The organism is Rhodococcus olei, from assembly GCF_039540555.1.
Classification (GTDB): domain Bacteria; phylum Actinomycetota; class Actinomycetes; order Mycobacteriales; family Mycobacteriaceae; genus Rhodococcus_G; species Rhodococcus_G olei.
The window spans coordinates 1-26,341 of the sequence record NZ_BAABFB010000068.1; the positions used below are offsets into that span (position 1 = coordinate 1).

Consider the following 26,341-nt stretch of genomic DNA (forward strand, 5'->3'; position numbering starts at 1 on the left):
CCCGACGGCACCGAGGATCACTGGTCGCAGGAGTACCTGGATCTGATCCAGCTCGCCTGACCCGGCGCCACCGCGTGACGATCCACGACAACGCGGTGCGGCTCCGGACACAAAAAGCTCCCCACCTGCGTACACAGGTGGGGAGCTTTGGCGGTGGCGGAGGGATTTGAACCCTCGGACGGGGGTTACCCGTCACACGCTTTCGAGGCGTGCTCCTTAGGCCGCTCGGACACGCCACCGCTGGTGACTTTACCCGACGCGGCCGCGGGGCACTAAATCCGCAGGTCAGGTGCAGTCCGCCCGGCGGTGGGTGCGGAAGAAGTCGTCGAGCAGCGCCGCGCATTCCGCGTCGAGGACCCCACCGCGGACCTGCGGGCGGTGCGTGAGCCGGCGGTCGCGGACGACGTCCCACAGCGACCCGACGGCGCCGGTCTTCGGCTCCCACGCGCCGAACACGACCCTCGACACCCGCGCCAGCACCAGCGCCCCGGCGCACATCGTGCACGGTTCGAGCGTCACGGCGAGGGTCGCGCCCTCGAGCCGCCAGCCGTCGCCGTGCACCTGCGCGGCCTGCCGCAACGCGAGGATCTCGGCGTGCGCGGTCGGGTCCCCGGACGCCTCCCGCGCGTTCGCGGCCCGCGCCAGCTCCACCCCGTCGGCGTCGAACACGACCGCCCCGACCGGGACGTCCGCGTCCCCGGCCGCGGCGGCGGCCTCGATCGCGGCACGCACCATCGCCTCGTCGCGCGCGAGCGGCGACTGCGGCAGCGTCACTACCGCGGCGCGGCGTCGAGCACCGCGGTCAGCTCGGCGCCGAAGCCGAGCCGCTGCGCGATCATCGTCAGCTGCTCGTCCGGGTACAGGTCCGTCTCCGCGAGGATCACCCCGAGCACCGGCTCCGGCAGACCGAGGTCCGAGAGGACGCCGAGGTCGCCCTCCTCCCACGGCTCGATGTCGTCGAGGTCGTCGGGGTCGATGTCCGGGGTCTCGATGTTCAGGGCCTCGAGCACGTCGGCGGCGATGTCGTAGTCGAGCGCCATCGTCGCGTCCGACAGCAGCAACCGGGTTCCGGTCGGCGCGGGGCGCAGGATGACGAAGAACTCCTCGTCGACGTCGAGCAGGCCGAACACCGCACCGGACGCGCGCATCTCGAGCAGCTCCGTCTCGGCCGCCGCCAGGCCGGTCAGTGCGTTCGCGCTCAGCGCCGTGCACTTCCATTTCCCGTCGTCGAGCACCACTGCCACACCGAAGCCGTCGAGATCGTCGAACCGGTCGGAGGAGGCGTTGTTCCCCGCGCGCTGAGCAGCCATGCGGCAACCGTAGTCCGCGTGCGGCCCCTACATGAAGTCCAACCGAGAATGTGCCAACCTATCCGGGTGTCTGCTGAACCGGCTGCGTCCTCCGTGTGTGTGCTCGGGCTCGGGTTGATCGGCGGATCACTGTTACGGGCGGCGGTCGCGGCCGGTCGTTCCGCCTGGGGATGGAACCGTTCCGGCGGGGCGGTCGACGAGGCCCGCGCCGACGGGTTCGACGCCGACACCGACCTGCAGGCCGTGCTGACCCGAGCGAACGACACCGGGGCGATCGTCGTGGTCGCGGTGCCCGAACCCGCCCTCGACACCGTCCTGACGCAGGTCGCCGCGCACGCCCCGGACTGCACGCTCACCGACGTCGTCAGCGTCAAGGGATCCGTGCTCGACGCCGTCCGCAGGCACGGCCTGGCCGACCGGTTCGTCGGCGGGCACCCGATGGCCGGCACCGCCCACTCCGGGTGGCCGGCCGGCGACGCCGACCTGTTCCGCGGCGCGGTGTGGGTGGTCGCCGCCGAGGACGACACCGACCCCGACCGCTGGACGCAGGTCGCGCGGCTGGCCCTGGACTGCGGATCGGTGGTCGTGCCGGCCGGGGCCGCCGAACACGACTCCGCGGTCGCCCGGATCTCGCACCTGCCGCACCTGCTCGCCGAGGCGCTCGCGGTGACCGCGGCCGCGGGCGGCGACCTGGCGCTGGCGTTGGCGGCCGGGTCGTACCGGGACGGCACCCGGGTCGCCGGCACCGCTCCGGCGCTGGTCCGGGCGATGTGCGAGGCGAACGCGCCGGCGTTGACCGTCGCGCTGGACGAGGCGATCGCGTTGCTCACCGACGCGCGCCGCGCGCTGGCGACGGCGGGCAGCACCGAGGCCCTGGTGGACGCGGGCCACGCGGCGCGGCAGCGGCACGACACCCTGGAGCGCTGGGACGTCACCGGCGTGGAGATCGGCGCACCGGGCTGGGCCGGGGCCCTGCGCGACGCCGGACGCCGCGGCGGCGCGTTCCGCGCACTGTGAGTGTCACCCTCGGCGGGGACGACCCTCACTCACGGTCGCGAGGCGCTCAGATCCGCTCGGCCAGCCCCGGGTAGTCGAGGATGAAGCCGTCCGCGTCGACGGTGACCGACGAGCTCGACACCGGCGACAGGACGTGGATGCCGTCGGAGCCGGAGCTGTAGGTGAGCTCGGCGGGCCGCACGCTCAGGTCGGGCAGGTAGACGTAGACGACCGGGACCTGGATGTCCTCGGACCCGTGCTGCAGCCCGAACCGGCGGATCGGCAGCGTGTTGAAGAACGGGCTGAGCACCACGTCCACGTCGAGGGCGCCCCCGAACGCGGACCGGTGGTGGGTGCTGCCGTCCTCGACCATCCAGTAGCCCTCGGCGTCACGGCTGATGGACACGTGCCGCTCCCCCGACGCCAGGCTGGTCCGCAGCGACAACCGCCTCGTCACCCCGGACTCGTCGGTGACCAGGTCGTAGGACGCGCTGAAGGCCGGGTGCTCGGGACACTCGCCGCCGATGATCCGGCCCGACGCCTTGATCCGCTTGCCGACCAGCTGCACCCGCACCGATTCCATTCGAGGGGCGCCGTGCGCCCGCCACGTGAGGACCGCCGGCCAAACGGTTTCGGTGCCCTGAGCAGGATTGGTCACCCGTCTACCGTAAGCGACGGCGACGCGATCAGCAGCCGGGGCGCAGATCGAGCCCGACGCGTCACCGGGCGCCGGACCCGGTCGTGACGCGAACACCGTTGCCCCGAAACACAATTCGACCCGAAGGCGCCGGACACCCCTCCGAGCGGAGCCGCGCATTGTCCCCGACCGGCGCCGACTTCGGCGAAAAATGATCAAACCGATGCGTTCGATAACGCATTGGTCACAGAATGGGCTGGATTGGATGACAGCCCCAGGAGGCATCATGACCGACACTCAGGAAATCTGGTCAGCCGAAGCCCGCCGCGTTCTCATCGAGATCGCCGGAAGCTACCAGCGCACGGTCTCCTATCAGGAACTCGCGGACGCGATCCAGGAACGCTCCGGAGTCCGGACCCGGAACCTGCTGCAGAACTGGATCGGTAAGACGTTGAGCCGCGTCGGCGCGGAGTGCAGCGTGCGCGGCGAGCCGCTGCTGTCGTCGCTGTGCGTCAGCGTCAACGGCACCGTCGGCGACGGCTACGCGAAGGCGGTCCGCGCCACGTACGGCCTCGTGCCCGCCGACCTCGAACAACACGCCGCGGAGGAACGGCTGCGCTGCTACCGGTACTTCGGTGCGATCGACCTGCCCTCGGACGGCGGGATCGCGACGCTGGCGCCGAGCGTCGTGCAGGCCCGGGCGAAGGCGCAGAAGCGCAACCTCAGCCGCCGCCGCGAACTCCTCACCACCTGCAAGGAGTGTTTCCAGGTGCAGTCGCTGACCGGGATCTGCGGCTGCAGCTGGTGACGGGACGCACCCCGCACCGTCCGCCACCGTCCCGAGGCGGGTCCGGCGCTCGCCGGACCGCTGCACCCGGCGCCACGAGCGTCGGCCGGGACCGCCGGGGAATCGAACGTCGGGGCCCCCGAGCGGGATCGGGTGCCGTGCCCTAACGTCGCAGGCGCACCAGCTCGCGGCCCGCATGTCCCGGCCGACCTCCGGCCCGGCGCGACCGCAGCGGAAAGGTCCGCCGCATGAAGGCGATTCAGTACACCCGCATCGGCGCGGAACCCGAGGTCACCGAGATCGAGACGCCGACGCCGGGCCCCGGCGAAGTGCTGCTGAAGGTGACCGCGGCCGGGGTCTGCCACTCCGACGACTTCATCATGAGCCTGCCCGAGGAACAGTACGTCTACGGACTGCCCCTGACCCTCGGCCACGAGGGCGCCGGCACGGTCGTCGAACTCGGCGAGGGCGCGACCGGGATCGAGGTCGGCACCAACGTCGTCGTGTACGGGCCGTGGGGGTGCGGCACCTGCTGGCAGTGCGCGCAGGGCGCCGAGAACTACTGCCCCCGGGCCGCGGAACTCGGGATCCGGCCGCCGGGACTCGGCGCGCCCGGCGCGCTGGCCGAATACATGATCGTCGACTCGCCGCGGCACCTGGTTCCGATCGGCGACCTCGACCCGGTGACCACGGTGCCGCTGACCGACGCCGGACTGACCCCGTATCACGCGATCAAGCGGTCGCTGCCCAAGCTGCGCGGCGGGTCCACGGCCGTCGTGATCGGCTCCGGCGGACTGGGCCACGTCGCGATCGAACTGCTGCGGCACCTGTCGCCCGCCCGCGTGGTCGCCCTCGACGTCAGCGAGGAGAAGCTCGAGTTCGCCCGGTCCGTCGGCGCGCACGAGGCGGTGCTGTCGGACGCGTCCGCGATCGAGACCGTCCGGAAGATCACCGGTCCCGGCGGCGCCGCCCTGGTGCTCGACTTCGTCGGCTACCAGCCGACCATCGACATCGCGATGGGAGTCGCCGGGACCGCCTCCGACGTGACGATCGTCGGCCTGGGCGACGGTGTCGCGCACGCGAAGGTCGGCTTCGGGCAGACCCCCTTCGAGGCGACGGTGACAGCACCGTACTGGGGGTCGCGCAGCGAGCTGATCGAGCTGATCGACCTTGCGCACCAGGGCATCTTCGACATCGCCGTGGAGCGGTTCGCCCTCGACGACGGCGTCGAGGCGTACCGCAGGCTCGCCGCAGGCACCCTGCGTGGTCGCGCGGTCATCGTGCCGTAGCCCGGCGGCCTCGAACGAGGCCGCCGATCCGAAACGATTCGGGAGCGCCACCGACATCCCCGCCGCCTCCGGGTGACGGGGATGTCGCATTCGGTGGAGTCGCACGACCAGCTGTTGGTACATGGTTTTCTGAATTCATCCGAAGTTGTATCGTCCGGGTATGGAGACGGTGGTTCATCGTGATGCTCTCGCCCGGTTCGGTCATGCCCTGTCCGACGGGACGCGGACACGGATTCTGCTGAGCTTGAGGTCGGGGCCGGGGTATCCGTCCGAGCTGGCCGATCAGGTCGGGGTGTCGCGGCAGATCCTGTCGAATCATCTTGCCTGCCTGCGTGGTTGCGGTCTGGTGGTGGCGGTTCCGGAGGGGCGTCGGAGTCGGTACGAACTGGCGGACCCGAGGATCGGGCGGGCGTTGGACGATCTGATCGGGCTGGTGCTGGCCGTCGATCCGAACTGCTGCCCGGCCGCCGACAGCGAGGAGTGCTGCTGATGGCCGCCGGCCTCGGTCTGCCGGGCACCCGCTCGGCGCCGACGGAGGAGCGGCGGCGCGTGCTGTCACGGCGGATACGGTGGTTCGTGGCCGCGACGATCAGCTACAACGTGATCGAGGCGGCCATCGCGCTCGCCGAGGGCGCGCGGGTGTCGTCGACCGCCCTGATCGGGTTCGGGCTGGACTCGGTGATCGAGGTGTCGTCGGCGGCCGCCGTGGCGTGGCAGTTCGCCGGCAAGGACCCCGAAGCGCGGGAGAAGGTCGCACTGCGGATCATTGCGTTCTCGTTCCTCGGCCTCGCCGCCTACGTGACGGTCGAGTCGGTCCGAGCGCTGCTCGGTGCCGGTGAGGCCCAGCACTCGCGCATCGGGATCGCCCTGGCCGCGGTCAGTGTGGTGATCATGCCGGTGCTCTCGTGGGCGCAGCGGCGCGCGGGCCGCGAACTCGGCTCGCTGTCCGCGGTGGCCGATTCCAAGCAGACGTTGCTGTGCACCTACCTGTCCGCCGTTCTGCTGGTCGGGCTGCTGCTCAACAGCCTGTTCGGGTGGACCTGGGCCGACCCCGTCGCGGGCTTGGTCATCGCTGCGATCGCGGTCAAGGAGGGCGTCGACGCATGGAAGGGCGACACCTGCTGCCCCACACCGATCTCCGCGTCGGGCACAGGGGCCGGGCAGGACCGCGACTGCTGCGACGACTGACTGGATTCACGCGGTCCCGGCCGCGACGAACAGGCCGCCGACGTGGTCGTCCCGCACCTGAGCCACGGCCGTTCCGCGCGACGTGGGCACTCCGGCCCCGCGCCGGCTCCGTCTCGTCGCGACCCACCGGCGCACAACGAGAAAACCCCTCACCGGCATCTCTGCAGGTGAGGGGTTTTCCTCTGTGCGCCCGAAGGGATTCGAACCCCTAACCTTCTGATCCGTAGTCAGATGCTCTATCCGTTGAGCTACGGGCGCATGTCTTCAGTTGTGCCGACCCGAGGATCGACATGGCGGAAGCGAGAGGATTTGAACCTCCGGTCCCCTGTAAGGAGGACAACTCATTAGCAGTGAGTCCCATTCGGCCGCTCTGGCACGCTTCCTAGGCTCAGGTCCTTTCGAACCGCCGAGACGAAAGAGTACACACGGTCCCTCCGATTCCGCAAAACGGCAGGTCAGATCGGGGTTATCGCAGGTTGCTGTCGAACCAGCCGAGGATCCGCCGGTGTGCGTCGAGGATCGGGTCGCCCTCCTCGACGTCGGCGGTCAGCCGCGGCGGCTCGTCGGCGCGGTGCTCGAGCCCGGGATAGCGCACGATGTCCGTCGCGACGGGGGCCCTCGCCAGGGCATCCCGCAGCCGTTCGACCTCGGCGGGCGGGGTGTGCGGGTCGTCCTCCCCGTACAGCCCCAGCCACGGGGCCTGCAGGTCCTGCGCCGCGTCGACGAGCGCGGGGACACCGGCACCGAGCCGGGCGACGATGCCGCGGGCGGCGACGCTGACCGCGGCGCCGATCGGGCGGGTGGTGGCCACCAGCAGAGCGGCGGTGCCGGCGTCGTCGAAGCCGAGTACCCCGACGCAGTCCGGGTAGACGCCGCGGGCGACGAGCCAGTCGAACGTCGCGTCGAAGTCGGCGAACAACGCGTCCCCGAACACCTCGACGTCGCTGTGCGCCGACTCGCGGTGGAACAGGTCCGGCGTGACCGCGAGCCAGCCCTCGGCGGCGAGCATCCGCATCAGGTCGACGAGGGCGGCGGACAGTTCACGTGACTCGTGCAGGACCACGATGCCGCCGCGGGCCGGCCCGTCCGGGGCGATCGCGGTCAGTGGCACCCGCTCGGGAGCATCGTCGCGATGCTCCCCGACGACGCGAAGGACCGCGCCGTCCGTGAAGATTCCCGACATATGTCCACCTTGGCACGACCCGGCCCACCGCGCCCCCACCAGTTTCCGGGCCCCGCGCATAATGGGACACCGTGACCGCACGCATTCGCCCCGACCTCGCCGACATCCCCGCGTACGTGCCCGGACGGAGCTTCCCGGGCGCAATCAAGCTGGCGAGCAACGAGACCACAGCGGGTCCGCTGCCGTCGATCGCGGCGGCGATCGCGGAGGCCGTCGCGGGCGCGAACCGCTACCCGGACAACGGCTCCGTCGCCTTGCGGGAGGCGCTGGGTGCGGCGCTCGGCGTGAGCGTCGACCGGATCGCGACGGGCTGCGGTTCCGTGAACCTGTGCCAGGAGCTGGTGCAGGCCACCGCGGGCCCGGGCGACGAGGTGATCTTCGCGTGGCGCTCGTTCGAGGCGTATCCGGTGGTGACGCGGGTCGCCGGCGCGACCCCGGTGCCGGTGCCACTGACCGCGGACCACGGCCACGACCTGGACGCGATGGCGGCGGCGGTCACCGACCGCACCCGGCTGATCTTCGTCTGCAACCCGAACAACCCGACCGGCCGCACCCTGACCGCCGCCGAGATCGAGCGGTTCCTCGACGCGGTGCCGTCGCACGTGGTGGTGGCGCTCGACGAGGCGTACTTCGAGTACGTCCGCCCCGGCGACGACGCGGGCGAGCAGGTCCCGGACGGCATCGCGCTCGCCGCAGGCCGGCCGAACGTCGTTGTGCTGCGGACATTCTCGAAGGCGTACGGCCTGGCGGGCCTGCGGGTCGGCTACGCGGTCGCGGATCCGGCGATCATCACCGCGATCGGCAAGGTGCACACCCCGTTCGCAGTCAGCGTGGTCGCGCAGGCGGCGGCGATCGCGTCGCTGGACGCGGCCGCCGAGCTGCTCGCCCGCACGGACGCCGTCGTCGCCGAACGCGCCCGGGTGCGGGACGCGCTGATCGCCGCCGGGTACGACGTGCCCGCGTCGAACGGCAACTTCGTGTGGCTGCCGCTCGGCGAGAAATCCGCGGCCTACGGCGAGGCCAGCGCCGCCGCGGGCGTGCTGGTGCGCCCGTACGGGGCGGACGGGGTGCGGGTCACGATCGGCGACCCGGCCGAGAACGACACGTTCCTCGCGTTCGCGACCGACGCCGGCCGCGAGGTGCTCGGGTCGGCCTGACGCCCGGCCTCACGCCCCCAGCGCACGGGCCAGCGTCGGCCACGCGTCGTGCAGGTCCTGCTGCCAGTACGGCCACGAGTGGGTGCCCGTGTCCCGGTAGCGGAACGTCGCGGGGATGCCGAGGTCCCGCAGCCGTGCGTCGAACAGCCGGGTGCACTGCAGGGCGGCGGACTCGAGCACGGCGCCGAGCGTCATCGCGCTGATGCCGGCGACGGTCGTCGGGTCGTCGAGCGGACCGATCGTCCCGTTCCCCGTCGAGACGTACACCTCCTTGCCACGCAACGCTTCCGCGTTGCGCATCGGGTCGTTCGCGGCCCACGCCGGGTCGCCGTCGGGCCCCCACATGTTGTCGGCGTCGCCGCCCTTCCAGGCGACGGTCGCCCGCACCGACAGCTTGGAGTCGGGCTGCCCGTTGTCGGCGCACCCGCTGAACGCGGCCACCCCGGCGAACATGGCGGGATGCCGGGTCGCGAGGTTCAGCGCGGCGTGGGCGCCCATCGACAGCCCGGCGATCGCGTTGGTTCCGTCGCCGGAGAAGCGGCTGTCGACGATCGGCGGCAGCTCCTCGGTCAGGAAGGTCTCCCACTCGTCGACGCCGAGCGCCGGGTCGGGCCGGAGCCAGTCGGTGTAGTAGCTGCCGGTGCCGCCGACCGGCAGCACCACGTTGACGTTCTTGTCGGCGAAGAAGTCCACCGCGTCGGTCTTCTGGGTCCAGGTGCTCTCCCGGTAGTTCGACTCCTCGCCGCCGCCCGCGCCGTCGAGGAGGTAGAGGGTGGGCCGGGGCCCGCCGCCGGGCGGCGGCAGCAGCACCTGGACCTGCACGGTCTCGTGCATCGACGGGGAGCGGACGAACACGGCGGCGCGCCGGTCGGTGAGCATCGTGACCCGCTCGACGGTCGCGGCCGGCGGAGCGGTCGGTCCGCTGGGTGCGCCCTGCGCGACGGGGGTGGTCAGGCCGCACAGGGCCGCAGACAGAGCCACGGTCACGAGTCGCTTCATGGGCCCACCTCGGGCGGGCCACCACGCCGGTTGCGGGCGCCCCGCTGCCGGAAACGGTAACGGATCAGGATCGGTGACGCAGGGCGACGCGAATCCTGTTGCCGCAGCCAATCACTCACTCAGCGAGTCGGACGCTCGGTCCAGAACCTCGCCCGGAGCCGGAAGAACCCACCCGGCGACGGACACCGGGTTAGCATGGGAACTCCGGTCACGCCGTGAATCGAGGTGCGTCATGCGTTCGCTCCGTTACGTCCGGTCCGCCGGGTTCGCCCTCACCACCTGCGCCGCACTCGCCCTGACCAGTGCCGGTCCCGGAGGTTCCGCCGCGGCCACGGCCACCGTGGACGGACCAACCGTGAACGTGGGCAACGGAACCGCCCACTCGTACGTGACCGTGAACGCCGACGGCACCCCGAATGCCACCGGCATCCGGATGACCGCTGCCGCACTGGACGGGCTGACCGACGCCCCCGACGTCCAGATGCAGGGCTTCCCGCTCGCGCTGCCGCAGCACGCTCCGGCGACCGTGTTCGACCACCTCACCCTGGACTGGAACCCGCACGGGCACGGGCCCGCCGGCGAGTACACCGAGCCGCACTTCGACATGCACTTCTACATGATCGACGCCGCCGCTGTCGGTGAGATCACGCCCATGCGAATCGATTTCGTGCCTCGCGCGTCGAACCTGCCTCCAGCCGGACACATGCCGAGCGGGTACGTCCCCGACCCGGGACCGGCCGTACTGAACACCGCACCCGACATGGGCCTGCACTGGGACGACACCACCGCGGGGATCCATCCCGGGTTCGACTTCGAGCAGGTGCTGCGCGCCGGGTCGTGGGACGGCTCGTACATCTTCCTCGAGCCGATGATGACCCGCGACTGGATGCTCACGAAGCAGAGCGTCGACCAGCCCGTCAGCCAGCCCCAGGTGTACGCGAGGTCCGGGTACTACCCGACGACGTACTCGGTGCGCCACGACGAGGCGAGCAACGAGTACGTCGTCGAACTCGGCGGGATGACGCTGCGTCAGGCCCCCTGACGCGTCACCGCCCCCGCACCGGGTAGTTGCCGCGCACGGTCGCGGCCGGGTCGACCGACTCCTTGACCGACCGGAGCCGCTCCAGCGTCTCGGCGTCGAAAGCATCTGCCACCGACTGGCTCTCGCCGAGGAAGGACAGGACGGTCGGTCCGGCGTCCCAGTCGGCGAGGGCGCGACCGAGCGCGGTGGTCGCGGCCGCGACCGGCGCGGCGAACCCGGCGTCGGGCACCATCGCGAGCGTCATCACCTGGTACTCGGCGGCGACCGACCCCGTCGCCGTGCGGGCCGGGTCGGCCGTGCGCAACGCCGCACCGAGATGACGGATCTGCACCTGCGTCAACGGGGTTCCGCTACCGTCGCCCGCCAGCGAGACGATCCGGTCCAGCACCTCGTCGTCGAGCGTGCGCAGCGACCACGACCGGGTGGTCGCGGGACTCGGGTCGACCGGTTCCTCGCACACGTCGGCGACCTGCTCCGGACGCAGCGGTCCGACGCCGTCGCGGAGCACGGTGCCGGCCGCCCGGATCGACGCCAGGGCACCGTCGAGGTCTGCCGACGATCCGACGTGCAGCGCATCGACGAACACGAAGGACTGCCCGCGGATCTCCTCCGGCAGCATCGGCAGCGGCGGGAAATGCATCAACGACGCCCACAGCGTGGTCTCGGCCGGTGCGACAGCGGTCGCGGATGCGAACGCCGCCAACACCTCCCGGGCCTGCGCCGCCGGGAAGGCGACCCGGCCGCCGTGCAGGTCGGGAACCGGGTGCAGGGCGATCTCCGCGGCCGTGACGATGCCGAAGTCGCCGCCACCACCGGCCAGCGCCCACATCAGTTCGGGGTCGGACTCCTCGCTGACCCAGCGGTGCTTGCCGCGCGCGTCGACGAGTTCGACCGCGCGCAGCGAGTGCGCTCCGGCACCGAACGCCCGGCTGAACCAGGACAGCCCCCCGGACAGGCAGAACCCGACGACCGTGACGTCGGCGTTCGAGCCGACCAGCCCGGTCAGCCCGGTACCGGCGAGGGCCTTCTGCAGCTGCCCCCACTTGACGCCCGCACCGACGCGGGCGACGCGGGCGTCGGCGTCGATCCAGATGTCGTCGAGGGCGCCGGTGCGCACCAGGATCGTGTCGTCGAGGGCGCGGGTGGCGCCGTGGCCACCGGGCTGCGCGGACACGGTCAGGTCGTGGGCGGCGGCGAACTCGACGGCGGCGATCACGTCCCGGGCGGTCGCCGCGTGCACGACCGCCCGGGGCCGCTGCGTGACGGCGAGGTTCCAGGCCTGCGACGCGGCGTCCCAGTCGACGTCGGACGGGACGGCGAGCCGGCCGGTGAGCTGCTCCCGGAGCGGGGCCATCGGGTCGGCCGGGGCGGAGGCGATGCGGCTGCGGTTGCGGGTGAGTCGGTCCAGGAATGTCATGACCGAAACCCTTCCGGTCGGCGAGCGCGCCAACCATCCCCGGTTTCCGGGATTTTCGGGCCCCAGAAGTCTGGGGGATCGGCCCTGCGGGCGCCGAAACGGGAGGTCGGACGCACCTGCACCACGCACCGCCGCCCCGGACCGCGGCCCCTCCCCGACGGCCGGTCACGGCGACCACACGGAAGCGACACGGTCCGAACACCCGCGGACGGCGGACGACGGGACTACAGTCGGTCCGACTCGTCCTTCGTCCTCGAGGTGGGGATCGCGATGAACCTGATCACGAAGATGTCAGCATCCGCCCTGGTCGCCGGGGCCGTGTTCGTCGGAGGGGGGACCGCCTACGCCGACCCGGCGCCGCCCCCGGCCGCACCGCAACCGCTCACCAAACAGCAGGCTCTCGACAACATGCTGTACGAACTGGGCCTCGGTTGGGCTCAGGGCGGCGCCGCAGGCACGGCGATCGGCACCGTCATCGGACTCGGCGTCGGCTGCCTGTCGATGTTCCCCGGCAGCCTGGCGGGCTGCATCATCGGCGCCCCGACCGGTGCCGTCATCGGTGCCCTGGTCGGCATCGGCAACGGCAACCCGAAGGCGCAGCAGTCGATCGAGACGTACCTGAACACGCCCGGGTAGCGGCCCGGGCCGCGGCAACTACCCGGCGAGGTCGTCCGGGCCGATCGGATCGGCCGCCCACACCGCCGCGTCCACGCCGGTGCCGGCGCGCGCCCACCGGACGACCAGCCCGACCACCACGACGAACAGGGTTGCTGCCACCACGCGCCTCACCCGGCCACGATCTCACGATTCCCGGCGCACGGTCCGCCGCCGCCACGCGGCGTACGGAAACGAGTGCGGCATCGGGTGATTCGTGCGGACCGTTCGACCTCGAACCCGTCGGCAGAACCGGATGTGGGACGACCCGTCGCCGCAGCGCGGTCCGTTTCCGCCGCCGATCCGCGCGGTGTTGCGGGCGCTCGCACAACGGCTGTCGCTGCGCCGTCGTCGCGATCCGGGTGGCCCCGGCGGGGAGACGACGGGTCCACCGCCTCTGCCGACGCGAACGGATCGGACCCGTCGGCACCCCTCATCGGATGGTCGCCGGGGTCCGTCCGGTCGAGCTCCGGACGACAGCGGGTCGTGAGGAACGCGGCCACCCGATCCGGCGAGACAGCAAACCGCAGGCATCCCCGACTGCCCGAACAGTCCGTTTGGTCTGGTATGGATACGGCATGACACGAACGCTGCTCCTGCCTGCCTTCGCCGTGGTCGCGGTCGTCGCGAGCGCCTGCAGCTCGATCGAGTCGGGGACCCCGACTCCGGTCGCGGACAGCCGTTCGGCAACGGCGGCGCGAACCTCGACGCCCGAGCCGAGCGCGGCGCCGACCGGACTCGCGTTGCGAGCCCAGGTCTGCGCGGAGACGAAGGATGCGCTCGACCTGATGCGGGACTTCGCCGAGGAGTTCGGCGAAACCTACGACTCGACCGAGGCGGCAGAGGAGATCCTCGAGCTGATGCGCACCGACCCGGAAGAGATCGAGGGCTGGGTGTCCGAGCTGAACGCGTCCCTCGGCGAGCTCGGCGTCGAGACGGCGGACGCCGGCATCGGCGCCGACGAGCCGACCTGGCGTGACCTCACACCCGACCAGCAGCGACAGGTCGAGCGCGCCGTCCGCGACGCCGGCGCCGGCGACTGCTGACCGCGCCTGGGGCACCGGCACGCGACGGCGCGACCGCCGCCGGTCCGGTCGGTCGCCCGCTGGCTGAACCGCGGCTCGCTTCACCGCCGCCGCGTCAACGCGCCGTCAGGGTTCGCCCGCCGGCGTCAGGACGGCGTCAGGATCGCCCACCCCGGCCTCGTGCACCGGTAGAGGTGGAGTTCGGAGCAGTGCTTCGCCGGTGTCGCGTGAACACCGGGCAGGGTGAAGGAGGCAGCGATGACGATCCACCTGCACCGTCGCGATCATCGGGTGTCCCGGCAACCCCGGTTGAACACCCTCGTGCGGATACCTCGACACGCCGACGGCACCACTCGGGACGAGATCGCCCGAGAGATCGCGGAATTGATCGAGGAGCCGACGCTGAGGCCGGTCGGGCTGTGCACCACCCTGCACGGTGACACCACCGAGCCCCGGGCCGTCGGGGCCGCGGTGGACCTCGCGATCTCACTGATGGAGCAGGTCCGGCTCGACCACGGACTGATCCTCTGCGAACTGACGATCGAGCTCGAGCGACGACCGGCGGGACACGAGGCCGAGCTGATCACCAGTGTCGACGACGCGCTCGACGCGGCGTGCGCGTGCTACCGGTTCCCCCGGCCCAGCGTCACCGTCATCACGCGGCCGACGGCGTCCGCGGGTTCGGCCGCGCGGCTGGCGGTCCGGGCCGGCCACCCGGCGGGCGTGTGATCGGCACGGCGCGCCCGCTGCGCAGCACCGGAGCGGGCCGGCCCCACGCGGCGTTTCGGCCCACGACCGACAGGGGACACCCGGAGCGGTGTTCGCGTCCCGAACGCGTGCACGAAAAGGGCCCCTGGCCTGGAGGTACCAGGTCAGGGGCCCAACGGCGGAAGCGGAGGGATTTGAACCCCCGGTCGCTCTCACGACGCTCGCTTTCAAGGCGAGTGCATTCGGCCGCTCTGCCACGCTTCCGTCGCGAATCCTAGCCGCCGGGGCCCGGTGCGGACGAACCCGGCTCGGCGCGTCAGGCGTCGGGGCGGGCGTCGAGAGCGACGTCGACCTTGTCGAAGATGGCCGCGAAGGCGGCGAGTTCGTCGCTGTCGAGCAGGTCGATCAGGTAGCTGCGGACGCCCCGCACATGTGTCGGGGCGGCCTCGGCGAGCTTCGCCCTGCCGCACTCGGTGATCTGGGCCAGCACGCCGCGACCGTCCTCGACGCAGGTGCTGCGGGTGACGAGGCCGTCCGACTCCATGCGCCGGACCTGGTGGGTGAGCTTGCTGCGGGAGGCCAGGATGCCGTCGGCGAGCTCACTCATCCGCACCGACCCGTCCGGCGACTCCGAGAGGAGGACGAGGATCTGATAGTCGGCGAGGGAGACGTCGTGCCGGGACTGCAGTTCCCGGTTGAGCACCTCGTTCAGACGCTGACTACCCTCGATGAACCCCCGCCACGCCCGCATCTCCGCGGTGTCGAGCCAGCGGGGGGACGCGTCCGTCGCGTCGGCGATCTCTGTTGCCACCGGACCAGTCTAGTGACCGCGGGTGGCGCTCAGGCGTCGCGCAGGATCGACGGGTCCAGTTCGGCGACGGACGCGAAGCCGGCGAGGCCGAGCGTGAGGTCGAGGTCGGCGAGCAGCATCCGCAGCGCGTGCCGCACCCCGTCCGCACCGGCGAGCCCGAGCCCGTACACCCACGGCCGGCCGTACAGCACCGCGTCCGCACCGAGCGCGAGCGCCTTGACGACGTCGGCGCCGGAGCGGATCCCGGAGTCCAGCAGCACCGTCGCCCGCTCCCCCACCGCCGACGCGACCGGCACCAGCGCGTCGAGCGCACCGATCGCGCCGTCGACCTGCCGACCACCGTGGTTGCTCACCACGACCCCGGACGCGCCGGCGTCGACGACCGCGTGGGCGTCCTCGGGATGCACGATGCCCTTGACGACGATCGGCAGGTCGGTCCACTCCGTCAGGCGCGCAACGTCGTTCGCGCGGATCGCGTGGTTCCCGAACATCGAGACCCAGGTCAGAACCGCCATCTGCATGGCCTCGGCGCTCTCCTCCGGTGGCGACGCGAGCCGGGACCGGAACACCGGGTCGGACAGGTAGTTCGCGATTCCCTTCGCCTGCAGGAACGGCAGATGTCCGAGTTCGAGATCTCTTGGCCGCCAACCCATTCCGGGAGTGTCCGCGGTCAGCACGATGGCCTTCGCACCGGCGGCGGTGGCCCGGCGGACCAGCGACTCGGCCACCTCGTCGTCCGACGGCCAGTACAGCTGGTACCACCACGTCTCGCCCGACACCTGCGCGACCGTCTCGATCGAGGTGGACGCCGCCGTCGAGAGCACCGACCCGACACCGAGCTCCGACGTCACCGCCCCGACCGCGGCCTCCGCGTCCGGGTGCACGAGTTCGAGCACCCCGACCGGCGCGGTCAGCACCGGCGCCGCCAACCTCGTTCCCAGCACCTCGACGCTCAGGTCGCGGACGTCCGGGGCTGCGGTGCCGCGCAGCATCCGCGGCACGATCCGATGCCGGTCGAAGGCGGCCAGGTTCGCCGCGGCGGTGCGTTCGGTGGACGCGCTGCCGGCGATGTACCCGAACGCCTCCGGCGACAGCCGCTGCCGGGCCAGGTCCTCGAGCCCGGCCGCGGTCATCGGCAGGGCGGGCAGCGTGCCACCGAGGCCGGCGAAGTAGATCTCGTTCTGCAGGTTGCCGAAGAAGGTCACGGCGTGACGGTAACCGCTGACACCGGTCCACGCCGTCGGATGCCGTACTCGTGTCGGAGGCATTAGCGTCGAGGGATGCATGCGATCACCGTCACGACTCCCGGCGGCCCCGAAGTTCTCACCTGGTCGGAGGTCGACGATCCCCGGCCGGGCCCGGGCCAGGTCCTGCTCGACGTCGTCGCGACCGCGGTCAACCGCGCCGACGTGCTGCAGCGCCGCGGCCTCTACCCACCGCCACCCGGCGCCAGCGAGGTCCTCGGGCTCGAGTGCTCCGGCACGATCGCCGAGATCGGGGACGGGGTCCGGGACTGGCAGGTCGGCGACCGGGTGTGCGCGCTGCTCGCCGGCGGCGGCTACGCGGAGAAGGTGGTCGTCCCGGCCGGCCAGCTGCTGCCGGTTCCGGACGGCCTGGACCTGGCGGCCGCGGCCGCACTGCCGGAGGTCGCGTGCACGGTGTGGTCGAACCTGGTGATGATCGCCGGGATGCACGCCGGGCAACTGGTGCTGATCCACGGCGGCGGCGGCGGTATCGGCACCCACGCGATCCAGGTCGCGAAGGCGCTCGGCGCGACCGTCGCCGTCACCGCCGGAACCGAGAACAAGCTCGCCGCCTGCCGCGACCTCGGCGCGACGATCACCGTCAACTACCGCGACGCCGACTTCGTCACCGCGGTCCGCGACACCCCGCAGGGCGGTGCCGACCTGATCCTCGACAACATGGGTGCCAAGTACCTGGACCGCAACGTCGACGCCCTCGCCAAGGACGGGCAGCTGTGCGTGATCGGCATGCAGGGCGGCGCGGTCGGTGAGCTGAATCTCGGCAAACTGCTGGCCAAGCGGGCCCGCGTGTTCGCGACCGGGCTGCGCGGCCGGCCCGAGACGGGGCGCTCCAGCAAGGCCGAGATCGTCACCGAGGTCACCCGGAAGCTGTGGCCGCTGGTCGCGGACGGCACCGTCCGCCCGGTCGTGCACACCGAGCTGCCGATCACCGAGGCCGGCACCGCGCACGAACTGCTCGACTCCCCCGACACCGTCGGCAAGGTGGTCCTGAGGGTCGGCTGATCTGCACGTGGTTCCCTGATGTCACATCGGCTCACCCGACGTGACCGAATGTCACATCAGGGAACCGACCGCGGGAGCTGGACCCGGGCGGGCGGTCAGCCGAGCGAGGCGACGGCGCGGACGAGCTGGTCGATCTCGTAGCGGGTGGTGTAGGGGGCCAGGCCGATCGTCACGGCACCGCCCTCCTCGTTGACGCCGAGCGAGTCGAGCAGCCGGCTGCCCTTGCCGCCGACGACGGTGCCGATCCGGCGCTCGGCGAAGTGCTCGGCGACCTTCTCCGCCGGCACCCCCGACACCGTGAAGCTGATCGTCGGGACCCGGCTGTGCGAGGTGCCGATCAACGTCACCTGCGGCAGCCGGCGCAGCGACGCGAGCAGCCGTTCGAACAGGCGGTCGTGGTAGTCCTGCAGCGAGCTGATCGACGTCTCGAGCCGTTCCCGACGCGACCCGCTGGCCTCTTCGTCGAGGTTCGCGAGGTAGTCGATGGACGCGGTCAGGCCGGCCAGCAGCGCGTACTGGTGACCGCCGAGTTCGAGGCGTTCCGGTCCGCGGGCGTGCGGGTTCAGCGAGATCGCGGGAATCCGGTCGATCAACGCCGGATCCCGGAAGACGAGGGCACCGATCTGCGGGCCGCCCCAGCTGCGGCCGCTGACCGCGAGCACGTCGGCCCCCATTTCGTGGATGTCCACGTGGGCGTACGGCGCCGCCGCGACGGCGTCGCACACCAGCAGCCCGCCCATCTCGTGGATCCGGTCCGCGGCGACCCGGACGTCCGGTGCGGACCCGACCATCGGCGACGCCGCCGTCAACGCCACCAACCGGGTGGTCGGTCCGATCAGTTCCGCGAACTGCCAGCTCGGCAGGTCGCAGGTGTCGATCTCCACCTCGGCCCACCGCACCTGCGCGCCGTAGCGGTTCGCGACCCGCAGCCACGGGGCGACGTTCGCCTCCTCGTCGAGTCGGGAGAGGACCAACCCGGTGCCGAGACCGAGCCGCGAACTGAGCGCCTCCGCCAGCCACGCCAGCAGCGACGACCGGCTCGGCCCGAGAACCACCCCGGCCGGGTCGGCGCCGACGAGGTCGGCGACCGCCTCGCGTGCCGAGTCGAGAACCGCACCGGCCCGCCGCGCGCCGACGTGCCGACCGGAGTGCGACGACGCGGACCCGCGGAACGCGGTCGACACGGCGGTCGACACGGAATCGGGGTGCAGCATGCCGGCCTGCGGATCGAGATGGATCCACCCGTCCCCGAGTGACGGGATCAGTCCCCGCACCCGGGCCACGTCGTAAGCCATGCCCGACAGCCTAAGACTTGTCGCCGTGAGCTTGTGACCGGGATGACCGATCACACACGACTGCAGCCGGTCCGGGTGAGCGCGAGCGGCGGGGGTCGCAGGCCGTCCGGCGAGACGCCGGGAGGCCCGCCCGACGGGAGGGCTTAGCGGATCGCCGCCAAACCCGACAAGATGGAGTCATGACGCAACCGGAGAACGAACAGGTCGTGGTGATCGGACCCGACGGGCGGCCCGTGACGCTCACGTCCGCCGGCCCTGCGCAGGACCCGACCGCCGGCGCCTCCCGCAACGGCACCGGCACCCCGGAGGACGCCGACGGAAAGGACGCGCAGCCCGAGGAGACGCTCGCGGACATGGTCGAGCAGCCGGCGAAGGTCATGCGCATCGGCACCATGATCAAGCAGCTCCTCGAGGAGGTGCGGGCGGCACCGCTCGACGACGCCAGCCGCTCCCGGCTCAAGGAGATCCACAAGTCGTCGATCCGGGAGCTCGAGCAGGGCCTGGCCCCGGAGCTGCGGGAGGAGCTCGAGCGCCTCGCGCTGCCGTTCACCGACGACAGCGTCCCCTCGGACGCCGAACTGCGCATCGCGCAGGCCCAGCTGGTCGGCTGGCTCGAAGGCCTGTTCCACGGCATCCAGACGGCCCTGTTCGCGCAGCAGATGGCCGCCCGCGCGCAGCTCGAGCAGATGCGTCAGGGCGCGCTCCCGCCCGGTCTCGGCGGCGGGCACCCGCAGCAGCAGTCGCCGCAGCAGTCGCAGGGCACCGGCCAGTACCTGTGAACCAGGGCGCGCTCGTGCGCGGCCGGCGGTGTCCTCCGCCGGCGACCGCGCACGAGCGTCGCAGCCGCCTCCGACGCGCCCGGTAGGCTCGGACCTCGTGTCAGCATCCGCCCTCGAATCCGACGCCGCCGCGAGCGCCACCCCGCCGGTGTCCGACTCGCAGACCCTCCGCCGCGCGTTCAAGGACCTGCGCGAGGGTTTCAGCCAGCGCGAGCTGTGGCTGCACCTGGGCTGGCAGGACATCAAGCAGCGGTACCGACGGTCGGTGATCGGTCCGTTCTGGATCACGATCGCGACCGGCGTGCAGGCCGCCGCGATGGGCCTGCTGTACTCGGCGCTGCTCGACATCCCGATCGACGAGTTCCTCCCGTACGTCACGGTCGGCCTGATCGTCTGGAACCTGATCAGCGCGGCCATCCTCGAGGGCTCGGACGTGTTCATCGCGAACGAGGGCCTGATCAAGCAGCTGCCGTCGGCGCTGAGCGTGCACGTCTACCGCCTGGTGTGGCGGCAACTGCTGTTCTTCGCGCACAACCTGATGATCTACGTGGTCATGGTGTTCGCGTTCGGGGTGTGGCGGCACCTGACCTGGCCGGACCTGTCCGCGTTCCCCGCGCTCGTGCTGATCCTGCTCAACGCGCTGTGGGTGTCGATCGTGTTCGGCATCTTCTCCACCCGCTACCGGGACATCTCGCCGATCCTCGGCAGTCTCACGCTGCTGCTGTTCGTGCTCACCCCGATCATGTGGACCACCGAGAGCCTGCAGAGCCAGGGCGGTGAGGCGGCCAAGCGCGTTCGCCTGGCCGAGCTGAACCCGCTGTACCACTACCTCGAGATCATCCGGGCCCCCATGCTCGGCAAGCCGCAGGAGGCGTACCACTGGTACATCGTCCTGGCGATCACCGTGGCCGGTTGGGGTCTCGCCCTGTTCGCGCTGCGCAAGTACCGGGCCCGTGTGCCCTACTGGGTTTAGGGGACACAGATGAGCACCAAGGTCAGCATCGACACCCACGAGGCGTGTGTCGACTTCCCGATCTTCGACGCGAAGTCACGCTCGCTGAAGAAGGCGTTCCTCGGCAAGGCCGGCGGCTCCATCGGCCGCAACGACTCCGACGTCGTCGTCGTCGAAGCGCTCCGCGACATCACGATGTCGCTGAAGGAGGGCGACCGGGTCGGCCTCGTCGGCCACAACGGCGCCGGCAAGTCGACCCTGCTGCGACTGCTGTCCGGCATCTACGAGCCGACCCGCGGCAGCGCCCGCATCCGCGGCCGGGTCGCGCCCGTCTTCGACCTCGGCGTCGGCATGGACCCGGAGATCTCCGGCTACGAGAACATCATCATCCGCGGCCTGTTCCTCGGGCAGACCCGCAAGCAGATGCTCGCGAAGATGGACGAGATCGCCGAGTTCACCGAGCTCGGCGAGTACCTGAACATGCCGCTGCGCACATACTCGACGGGCATGCGGGTGCGCGTCGCGATGGGCGTCGTCACCTCCATCGACCCCGAGATCCTGCTGCTCGACGAGGGCATCGGCGCCGTCGACGCCGAGTTCATGAAGAAGGCCCGCGTCCGGCTGCAGGCGCTGGTGGAACGGTCCGGAATCCTGGTGTTCGCGAGCCACTCGAACGAGTTCCTCGCCCAGCTGTGCAACAGCGCGATGTGGATCGACCACGGGCAGATCCGGATGCAGGGCGGTATCGAGGACGTGGTGCGCGCCTACGAGGGCAACGACGCCGCCGACCACGTCCGGCACGTGATCACCGAGATGGAACGCGAACAGGCCGGGCAGGCCCGGTGAGCGAACGCATTGTCGGCGTGGTCGTCACCCACCGGCGCCGCGAACTGCTCGCCGAGTCGCTGACCGTCCTGGCCGCCCAGAGCCGGCCTCTCGACCATCTCGTCGTCGTCGACAACGCCGACGAGGACGCGGTGCGGGAACTGGTCGAGTCGAGCCCGATCCCGACCACCTACCTGGGCTCCAAGCACAACCTCGGCGGCGCCGGCGGGTTCGCGCTCGGCATGCTGTACGCCCTCTCCCTCGGCGCCGACCGGGTGTGGCTCGCCGACGACGACGGACGCCCCGACGGCCCGGACGTGCTCGCCACCCTCCTCGACTGCGCCACCCGGCACGACCTCGCCGTGGCCTCGCCGGTGGTCTGCGACATCGACGACCCGGACCGGCTGGCGTTCCCGCTGCGCCGCGGCGTCGTGTGGCGGCGCCGGCGGTCCGAACTCGGCGACGAGGACTTCCTGCCCGGCATCGCGTCCCTGTTCAACGGTGCGCTGTTCACCGCCGCCGCGATCGACGCGGTCGGCGTCCCGGACCTGCGGTTGTTCGTCCGCGGCGACGAGGTCGAGGTGCACCGCCGCCTGGCCCGGTCCGGCCTGCCGTTCGGCACCTGCCTGCAGACCGCGTACCTGCACCCGAACGGCGCCGACGAGTTCAAGCCGATCCTCGGCGGCCGGATGCACACCCAGTACCCGGACAACGAGACGAAGCGGTTCTTCACGTACCGCAACCGCGGCTACCTGATGGCGCAGCCCGGCATGCGGAAACTGCTGCCGCAGGAGTACGCCCGCTTCGGCTGGTTCTTCCTCGTCCAGCGCCGCGACGTCCGCGGGTTCGCCGAGTGGATGCGCCTGCGCGGACTGGGGCGGCGGGAGCGGTTCGAGCGTCCCTGAGCCCCCCCGCGGTTCCGTGATGTCACAGTGGGTTCGCCGAGTGAGCCGGTGTGACATCACGGAACCCCTCCGGGCGGCCGCGCCCGCTACTGTTCGTCACCGTGAGCACCGCACCCGCCGCCCCCGAGCCCGACGTGTCGGTGCACGTCCTCGGGTCGGTGCGGGCGCTGGTGGGGGGGCGCGCCGGTGGACCTCGGCGGCCCCAGCCGACGGGCGGTGCTGGCCCGGTTGGCGGCCGCGCAGGGGTCGGCGGTGTCGACCGATCTGCTGATCGAGGACCTGTGGTCGGACGGCCCGCCGCCGAAGGCGCTGGCCGCGTTGCAGGTACACGTGTCGTACCTGCGCCGCACCCTCGAGCCGGGACGGCGCGCCCGCACCCCGGCCGGGGTCCTGGTCAGCGAGCCACCCGGCTACGCGCTGAATCTTCCCGAAACCGCCGTGGACGCATGGCATTTCGAGGCTCTCGTCGGACGCGGACTGGAGGCCGTCGACCCGGCCCTGCGGGTCGGCCTGTTCGAGCGGGCCCTGGAGGTGTGGACCGGTCCGCCGTTCCAGGAGCTCGCCGACACCGAGTGGGCGCGACCGGCGATCACCCGGCTGCAGGAACTGCGCCGGACCGCGCTGGAGGAGCACGCGAGAAGCACTCTGGCACTCGGTAATCCGGAATCCGCCGCGGCACTGCGTGGGAGGGCCACAACGTGATCCCGAACAGGATCATGCCGATCATCAGTCCCAGACCGGAGACGGTCATCAGCGCGCCGAACGCCGCCGTGTCGACGATCGTGTCCGTCCCGGACAGCACCCCCGCACCGCCCGAGCCGGTCGCCCCGACCGCGAGCGGCACCGCGATGAACGCCTCGACCGCGAGGTGGGCGATCCCGACCACCGTCGACGAGACGAAGTAGACGACGAACGCGACCAGTCCCGCGACGCCGGCACGCCCCGACACCCAGGCGTACATGCCGGGCAGCCCCAACATCAGGAGCACGGTGCCGACGAACAGCAGGTACTGCGGGTAGGGCACGGTGTGGGCGGACAGCGCGGACACCGAGTGGCCGCTCCCGTCGGCCACCGGGTGCAGGATTCCCCCGGTCAGGTTGAACGCGAGCGCGACCACGAGGGCGAGCCCGCTGAGACGGTGGAGCAGAGCAGGTGTGATGGTCATGCGGCGACTGTCGCGCACCCGACTTGTCGCCCACTTGTCGTCGCCGCGGCGGGTAGCGTGGCCGGTGTTCGCAGACTCCCGTCGTTCGAGGCCGACCGCCAACGGAGGCACCGCCGAATGTTTGCACGTGTCCGTCACATGACCCGGCTCAAGCTGCAGCGCGCCGTCGCCGAGGTGATCCACGAATCCGACCGCCAGTCCCGGGTCGAGCAGGAGGACCGGCACGACCAGCTGCTCGCCGAAATGACCGCCACCACGGGTGAATTGGCGCGGGTTCTCGGCGAACTGTCCGCGGCACGCTCGCAGATCGCGGTCGTCCGCGAACGCCTCGACGATCTCGAGCAGCGGGCCTGCCGGGACATCACCCGCGCTCTCGACGTGGACGCGGCCGCCGACTCGGCCGCGTTCGTGCGCGAGCACATGCCGACGGCGACGGTGTGCCGGCATCCGCACCAGACGCTGCGCTTCGCGCTGGACCTGGTCGACGGCGACGGGATGGCGCTCGAGTTCGGGGTGGCCGGCGGCACCACGCTCGGGATCGTCGCGGCGGCGCTGCGCCCCCGCGGCCGGGCCGTGTTCGGGTTCGACGTGTTCACCGGGCTGCCGGAGGCCTGGCGCAGCGGGTTCCCCGCGGGCGAGTTCGCCCAGGAGTCGGTGCCGACCGTGCCCGGCGCGGAGATCGTCGCCGGGCTGTTCACGGACACCCTGCCCGGTTTCCTCGCCGAACACCCCGGCCCGGTGGCGTTCGCGCACCTGGACGCCGACCTGTACTCGTCCACCACGACGGTGCTGGACGCGATCGGCGACCGGCTGCGGCCCGGCACCGTGCTGGTGTTCGACGAGTTCTTCAACTACCCCGGCTGGCAGCAGCACGAGTACCGGGCCTGGACGGAGTTCGTCGACCGCACCGGTCTGCGCTTCGAGTACCTCGCCTACACCGGTGACAACGAGCAGGTCGTGGTGCGGGTGACCGGGTAGCCCGGGCGCACCGCTACTTGCCGTACAGCCGCGCCCAGTTCTCCCGGCTGGTCAGCTGCGGCATCGCGGCCCGGTACCGGTCCTGCACGGCCGGCGCCTGCTCCCGCAGCGCACGCAGCGCCTTCAGGCCCCGCTGGAGCAGAGCCACCGCGCGGCGCTTGTCCCGCTTGCGGACCCGCACGCCCTCCTGCGAACGATCCGTCACGACCGCATGGCTGAACAGCGACACGTGCCACCAGTGCGCGTCGTCCGCCGAGATGGCGACCGGGTGCGCCGGCAGCCGCCCGAACCACTGATTGATCGCACGCTTGACGAGCACCGCCCACTCGAGGCTCTTCTGCGGGTTCGGCCCGGCCGGGGTGATGAACATGTCGGCCGGGCACAGCCCGGGCACGTTGTTCGCGTTGTGGCGGATGGTCTCGCCGTAGTCGGCGCGGTCGCGGCGGATCGCCCCGGCCGCCTCCATGCCGCCGTCGGCCAGGTACTCCGGGCCCTTCAGGAAGTCCTCGACGGCCTTGATCAGCGTGTACGCCATGCCGTACTGCATCGAGACCAGGTACCGGAACAGGTCGGTGCGCAGCTGCTTGGCGAGCTTCTTGCCGTCCAGGTCCACGTGCAGCGCCGCGGTGATCATCGCGTTGCGCAGGTTGAAGTACCGGTGCCAGTCGTCCCAGTCCTTCCACGAGAAGTCGGCGTGCCACACCGCGGCGCCCGGCAACGTGACGGTGGCGAACCCGTTCGCCCGTGCGCGGTACCCGAACTCGATGTCGTCCCACTGGAAGAAAAGGGGCAGCGGGTACCCCATCTTCGCGACGATGTCCGACGGGATCAGGCACGACCACCAGCCGTTGTAGCCGGCGTCGACGCGGATGTCCTGCTGCTTCTTGAGCACGTTGACGTCGCCGAGCGCGTCCTTGACCTTCAGGCCCGCCTCCAGCCGCTGCAGGTCGGCGACCTCGGCACCCACGTGCACCCGGTCGGGGTGGAGCAGGTACAGCATCTGCGCGCCGATGATCGCGGGCTCGACGGTCAGGTTCGCGAACGCATTGAGGCGGATCACGGCCTCAGGCTCGCACAGCACGTCGTCGTCCATGAAGATCACGTTGGCGGGGTCGCCGCCGGCGCCCTGCACCTCGTACAGGCCGCGGGTGAATCCGCCCGCGCCGCCGAGGTTGGGCTGGGTGATGTAGGTGAGCTTGTCGCCGAGCACCCCGGCGACCCGCTGGAACTCGTCCCGGGTCTGCACCTGGTCGGTGCCCTGGTCGACGACGTACACCGCGTCGACGTCGGCCAGCGCGCTCGGGTCGTCGGCCATCGCGGCGAGCGTGTTCGCGCAGTCGTCGGCGCGATTGAAGGTGCAGATCACGACCGCGGCCGGGCGCGGCGCACCGGCGGCCTGCACGGTCCACTCGGCGTGTTCGACGTCGAGCTCGCCGCCGCCGGTGCTCAGCCGCGCGAACAACGCGCCGCCGTCGAGGAAGCGGTCGACCTTCGCGGTCAGCGCGACCCGGCGGGGCGCGCCGCTGTCGGCGACCCGCTCGGTGGCGACCGTGCGCTTGCGGCCCTTCGCGTCGGTCGCGACCAGCTCGATCGTGCCGGCGCCGGTGACGTCGGCGACGAATCGGACCTCGGTGACCGTGGTCCACCGCTGCCAGTAGCTGGCCGGGAACCTGCCGAAGTAGGTGTTGGTGTCGACGCTGCTGTGGCGGCCGAGGTGAGCGGCGGCCCGGGTGCGGGTCACCGAGCCCTTGGCGGTCGCGTACATGTTGTCGCTGACCAGCGCGGTCGGCCCGGTGAACAGGACCCGCTGCACGGTCCGCTCCCCCTCCGGCCGCCGGGCGGCGGGCGCCGCGGTCCCGGTTGCGACGCCGGTGACAGCCCCGGGATCGACCATGGCTTCATCACGCTCGTGCATACAGACGACTACCTCTCAGAGCTGCCCTGACGTGTGGACAATCGGAGCAAAGGCTAC

At 71.5% G+C, this 26,341-nt stretch carries 29 protein-coding genes and 4 tRNA genes; 17 read left to right on the forward strand and 16 right to left on the reverse strand.

Going from position 1 to position 26,341, the window contains the following annotated elements; translation table 11 throughout:
* Positions 1-148 precede the first annotated feature (148 nt).
* The 3 genes from ABD951_RS22850 to ABD951_RS22860 form a co-directional block, all read right to left on the reverse strand.
* Positions 149-239, reverse strand: a tRNA-Ser gene (locus ABD951_RS22850).
* 46 nt (positions 240-285) lie between these two features.
* Entirely contained in the window at positions 286-735 is a 450-nt protein-coding gene (locus tag ABD951_RS22855) for a nucleoside deaminase (RefSeq protein ID WP_345351004.1), read from the reverse strand.
* Positions 736-773: 38 nt separating this feature from the next.
* On the reverse strand, positions 774-1,310 hold the full coding sequence (locus ABD951_RS22860) for a tRNA adenosine deaminase-associated protein (protein ID WP_345350745.1): 537 nt from the start codon (positions 1,308-1,310) through the stop codon (positions 774-776).
* Positions 1,311-1,358: 48 nt separating this feature from the next.
* On the opposite strand from ABD951_RS22860, the gene ABD951_RS22865 reads away from it, so the two are divergent.
* Entirely contained in the window at positions 1,359-2,327 is a 969-nt protein-coding gene (locus ABD951_RS22865) for a prephenate dehydrogenase (protein WP_345350748.1), read from the forward strand.
* 46 nt (positions 2,328-2,373) lie between these two features.
* Here ABD951_RS22865 and ABD951_RS22870 read toward each other — a convergent pair whose 3' ends face one another.
* Complete coding sequence (locus ABD951_RS22870) at positions 2,374-2,964, reverse strand: putative glycolipid-binding domain-containing protein (RefSeq protein ID WP_345350751.1); 591 nt, start codon at positions 2,962-2,964, stop codon at positions 2,374-2,376.
* Between the two features lie 265 nt (positions 2,965-3,229).
* On the opposite strand from ABD951_RS22870, the gene ABD951_RS22875 reads away from it, so the two are divergent.
* The 4 genes from ABD951_RS22875 (at position 3,230) to ABD951_RS22890 (ending at position 6,207) form a co-directional block, all read left to right on the forward strand.
* Positions 3,230-3,751 carry a hypothetical protein gene (locus ABD951_RS22875; RefSeq protein ID WP_345350754.1) on the forward strand — a complete coding sequence of 174 codons (522 nt, stop codon included), beginning with the start codon at positions 3,230-3,232 and terminating at the stop codon, positions 3,749-3,751.
* A gap of 227 nt (positions 3,752-3,978) precedes the next feature.
* Positions 3,979-5,019, forward strand: a complete 1,041-nt coding sequence (locus ABD951_RS22880) for an NAD(P)-dependent alcohol dehydrogenase (protein ID WP_345350757.1) — start codon at positions 3,979-3,981, stop codon at positions 5,017-5,019.
* Positions 5,020-5,179: 160 nt separating this feature from the next.
* On the forward strand, positions 5,180-5,509 hold the full coding sequence (locus ABD951_RS22885) for an ArsR/SmtB family transcription factor (protein WP_345350759.1): 330 nt from the start codon (positions 5,180-5,182) through the stop codon (positions 5,507-5,509).
* A complete protein-coding gene (locus tag ABD951_RS22890; RefSeq protein WP_345350762.1) occupies positions 5,509-6,207 on the forward strand; it encodes a cation efflux transmembrane domain-containing protein in 699 nt (232 codons plus the stop codon). The genes ABD951_RS22885 and ABD951_RS22890 overlap by 1 nt, the downstream gene beginning before the upstream one ends.
* Positions 6,208-6,392: 185 nt before the next feature.
* On the opposite strand, the gene ABD951_RS22895 is transcribed toward ABD951_RS22890, so the two are convergent.
* From ABD951_RS22895 to ABD951_RS22905, 3 genes are all read right to left on the reverse strand, one after another.
* Positions 6,393-6,465 (reverse strand) — tRNA-Arg (locus ABD951_RS22895).
* A 33-nt stretch (positions 6,466-6,498) separates the two neighbouring features.
* Positions 6,499-6,590 (reverse strand) — tRNA-Ser (locus tag ABD951_RS22900).
* 83 nt (positions 6,591-6,673) lie between these two features.
* Positions 6,674-7,390, reverse strand: a complete 717-nt coding sequence (locus ABD951_RS22905) for a dienelactone hydrolase family protein (RefSeq protein ID WP_345350765.1) — start codon at positions 7,388-7,390, stop codon at positions 6,674-6,676.
* Between the two features lie 71 nt (positions 7,391-7,461).
* On the opposite strand from ABD951_RS22905, the gene hisC reads away from it, so the two are divergent.
* Positions 7,462-8,547 carry a histidinol-phosphate transaminase gene (hisC, locus tag ABD951_RS22910; RefSeq protein WP_345350768.1) on the forward strand — a complete coding sequence of 362 codons (1,086 nt, stop codon included), beginning with the start codon at positions 7,462-7,464 and terminating at the stop codon, positions 8,545-8,547.
* 9 nt (positions 8,548-8,556) lie between these two features.
* On the opposite strand, the gene ABD951_RS22915 is transcribed toward hisC, so the two are convergent.
* The gene (locus ABD951_RS22915; RefSeq protein WP_345350771.1) at positions 8,557-9,546 is read right to left on the reverse strand and encodes an alpha/beta hydrolase; all 990 of its coding nucleotides are present in this window, start codon (positions 9,544-9,546) and stop codon (positions 8,557-8,559) included.
* Positions 9,547-9,778: 232 nt separating this feature from the next.
* Between ABD951_RS22915 and ABD951_RS22920 the strand changes: the two genes are divergently transcribed.
* Positions 9,779-10,588, forward strand: a complete 810-nt coding sequence (locus tag ABD951_RS22920) for a DUF5602 domain-containing protein (RefSeq protein WP_345350774.1) — start codon at positions 9,779-9,781, stop codon at positions 10,586-10,588.
* A gap of 4 nt (positions 10,589-10,592) precedes the next feature.
* On the opposite strand, the gene ABD951_RS22925 is transcribed toward ABD951_RS22920, so the two are convergent.
* Positions 10,593-12,005, reverse strand: coding sequence for an FAD-binding oxidoreductase (locus tag ABD951_RS22925; protein ID WP_345350777.1), 1,413 nt, complete (start codon positions 12,003-12,005; stop codon positions 10,593-10,595).
* Positions 12,006-12,275: 270 nt separating this feature from the next.
* On the opposite strand from ABD951_RS22925, the gene ABD951_RS22930 reads away from it, so the two are divergent.
* Positions 12,276-12,641 (forward strand): hypothetical protein, encoded by a 366-nt coding sequence (locus ABD951_RS22930; RefSeq protein WP_345350780.1) that lies wholly within the window; start codon positions 12,276-12,278, stop codon positions 12,639-12,641.
* An 18-nt stretch (positions 12,642-12,659) separates the two neighbouring features.
* On the opposite strand, the gene ABD951_RS22935 is transcribed toward ABD951_RS22930, so the two are convergent.
* Complete coding sequence (locus tag ABD951_RS22935; RefSeq protein ID WP_345350783.1) at positions 12,660-12,785, reverse strand: hypothetical protein; 126 nt, start codon at positions 12,783-12,785, stop codon at positions 12,660-12,662.
* A gap of 452 nt (positions 12,786-13,237) precedes the next feature.
* On the opposite strand from ABD951_RS22935, the gene ABD951_RS22940 reads away from it, so the two are divergent.
* Together ABD951_RS22940 and ABD951_RS22945 are read left to right on the forward strand one after the other, a co-directional pair.
* Positions 13,238-13,705, forward strand: coding sequence for an AP-2 family transcription factor (locus tag ABD951_RS22940; protein WP_345350786.1), 468 nt, complete (start codon positions 13,238-13,240; stop codon positions 13,703-13,705).
* Between the two features lie 237 nt (positions 13,706-13,942).
* Positions 13,943-14,413 carry a decarboxylase gene (locus ABD951_RS22945; RefSeq protein ID WP_345350789.1) on the forward strand — a complete coding sequence of 157 codons (471 nt, stop codon included), beginning with the start codon at positions 13,943-13,945 and terminating at the stop codon, positions 14,411-14,413.
* Positions 14,414-14,571: 158 nt separating this feature from the next.
* Here ABD951_RS22945 and ABD951_RS22950 read toward each other — a convergent pair.
* The 3 genes from ABD951_RS22950 to ABD951_RS22960 form a co-directional block, all read right to left on the reverse strand.
* A tRNA-Ser gene (locus ABD951_RS22950) sits at positions 14,572-14,656 on the reverse strand.
* Between the two features lie 52 nt (positions 14,657-14,708).
* On the reverse strand, positions 14,709-15,203 hold the full coding sequence (locus tag ABD951_RS22955; protein ID WP_345350792.1) for a MarR family winged helix-turn-helix transcriptional regulator: 495 nt from the start codon (positions 15,201-15,203) through the stop codon (positions 14,709-14,711).
* 29 nt (positions 15,204-15,232) lie between these two features.
* Positions 15,233-16,408, reverse strand: coding sequence for an alpha-hydroxy-acid oxidizing protein (locus ABD951_RS22960; protein WP_345350795.1), 1,176 nt, complete (start codon positions 16,406-16,408; stop codon positions 15,233-15,235).
* Positions 16,409-16,483: 75 nt separating this feature from the next.
* Between ABD951_RS22960 and ABD951_RS22965 the strand changes: the two genes are divergently transcribed.
* Positions 16,484-17,470, forward strand: coding sequence for an NAD(P)H-quinone oxidoreductase (locus tag ABD951_RS22965; protein WP_345350798.1), 987 nt, complete (start codon positions 16,484-16,486; stop codon positions 17,468-17,470).
* A 95-nt stretch (positions 17,471-17,565) separates the two neighbouring features.
* On the opposite strand, the gene ABD951_RS22970 is transcribed toward ABD951_RS22965, so the two are convergent.
* Entirely contained in the window at positions 17,566-18,765 is a 1,200-nt protein-coding gene (locus ABD951_RS22970; protein WP_345350801.1) for a cysteine desulfurase-like protein, read from the reverse strand.
* A gap of 179 nt (positions 18,766-18,944) precedes the next feature.
* Between ABD951_RS22970 and ABD951_RS22975 the strand changes: the two genes are divergently transcribed.
* The 5 genes from ABD951_RS22975 (at position 18,945) to ABD951_RS22995 (ending at position 22,928) form a co-directional block, all read left to right on the forward strand.
* Complete coding sequence (locus ABD951_RS22975) at positions 18,945-19,544, forward strand: bacterial proteasome activator family protein (protein WP_345350804.1); 600 nt, start codon at positions 18,945-18,947, stop codon at positions 19,542-19,544.
* 97 nt (positions 19,545-19,641) lie between these two features.
* Positions 19,642-20,517 (forward strand): galactan export ABC transporter permease subunit Wzm/RfbD, encoded by an 876-nt coding sequence (wzm, locus tag ABD951_RS22980; protein ID WP_345350807.1) that lies wholly within the window; start codon positions 19,642-19,644, stop codon positions 20,515-20,517.
* A gap of 9 nt (positions 20,518-20,526) precedes the next feature.
* Entirely contained in the window at positions 20,527-21,342 is an 816-nt protein-coding gene (gene wzt, locus ABD951_RS22985) for a galactan export ABC transporter ATP-binding subunit Wzt/RfbE (RefSeq protein WP_345350810.1), read from the forward strand.
* On the forward strand, positions 21,339-22,226 hold the full coding sequence (gene glfT1, locus ABD951_RS22990) for a galactofuranosyltransferase GlfT1 (protein WP_345350813.1): 888 nt from the start codon (positions 21,339-21,341) through the stop codon (positions 22,224-22,226). The genes wzt and glfT1 overlap by 4 nt, the downstream gene beginning before the upstream one ends.
* Before the next feature lie 186 nt (positions 22,227-22,412).
* Positions 22,413-22,928: an AfsR/SARP family transcriptional regulator gene (locus ABD951_RS22995; protein ID WP_345350816.1), complete on the forward strand. Its 516-nt coding sequence runs from the start codon at positions 22,413-22,415 to the stop codon at positions 22,926-22,928.
* Here the strand turns inward: ABD951_RS22995 and ABD951_RS23000 are convergent.
* Entirely contained in the window at positions 22,816-23,391 is a 576-nt protein-coding gene (locus tag ABD951_RS23000) for a hypothetical protein (RefSeq protein ID WP_345350819.1), read from the reverse strand. The two genes, ABD951_RS22995 and ABD951_RS23000, sit on opposite strands and share 113 nt — an antisense overlap.
* 117 nt (positions 23,392-23,508) lie before the next feature.
* Between ABD951_RS23000 and ABD951_RS23005 the strand changes: the two genes are divergently transcribed.
* Positions 23,509-24,369: a class I SAM-dependent methyltransferase gene (locus tag ABD951_RS23005; RefSeq protein ID WP_345350822.1), complete on the forward strand. Its 861-nt coding sequence runs from the start codon at positions 23,509-23,511 to the stop codon at positions 24,367-24,369.
* 13 nt (positions 24,370-24,382) lie between these two features.
* Here the strand turns inward: ABD951_RS23005 and ABD951_RS23010 are convergent, their stop codons facing one another.
* Positions 24,383-26,284 carry a glycosyltransferase gene (locus ABD951_RS23010; RefSeq protein ID WP_345350825.1) on the reverse strand — a complete coding sequence of 634 codons (1,902 nt, stop codon included), beginning with the start codon at positions 26,282-26,284 and terminating at the stop codon, positions 24,383-24,385.
* Positions 26,285-26,341: the final 57 nt, after the last annotated feature.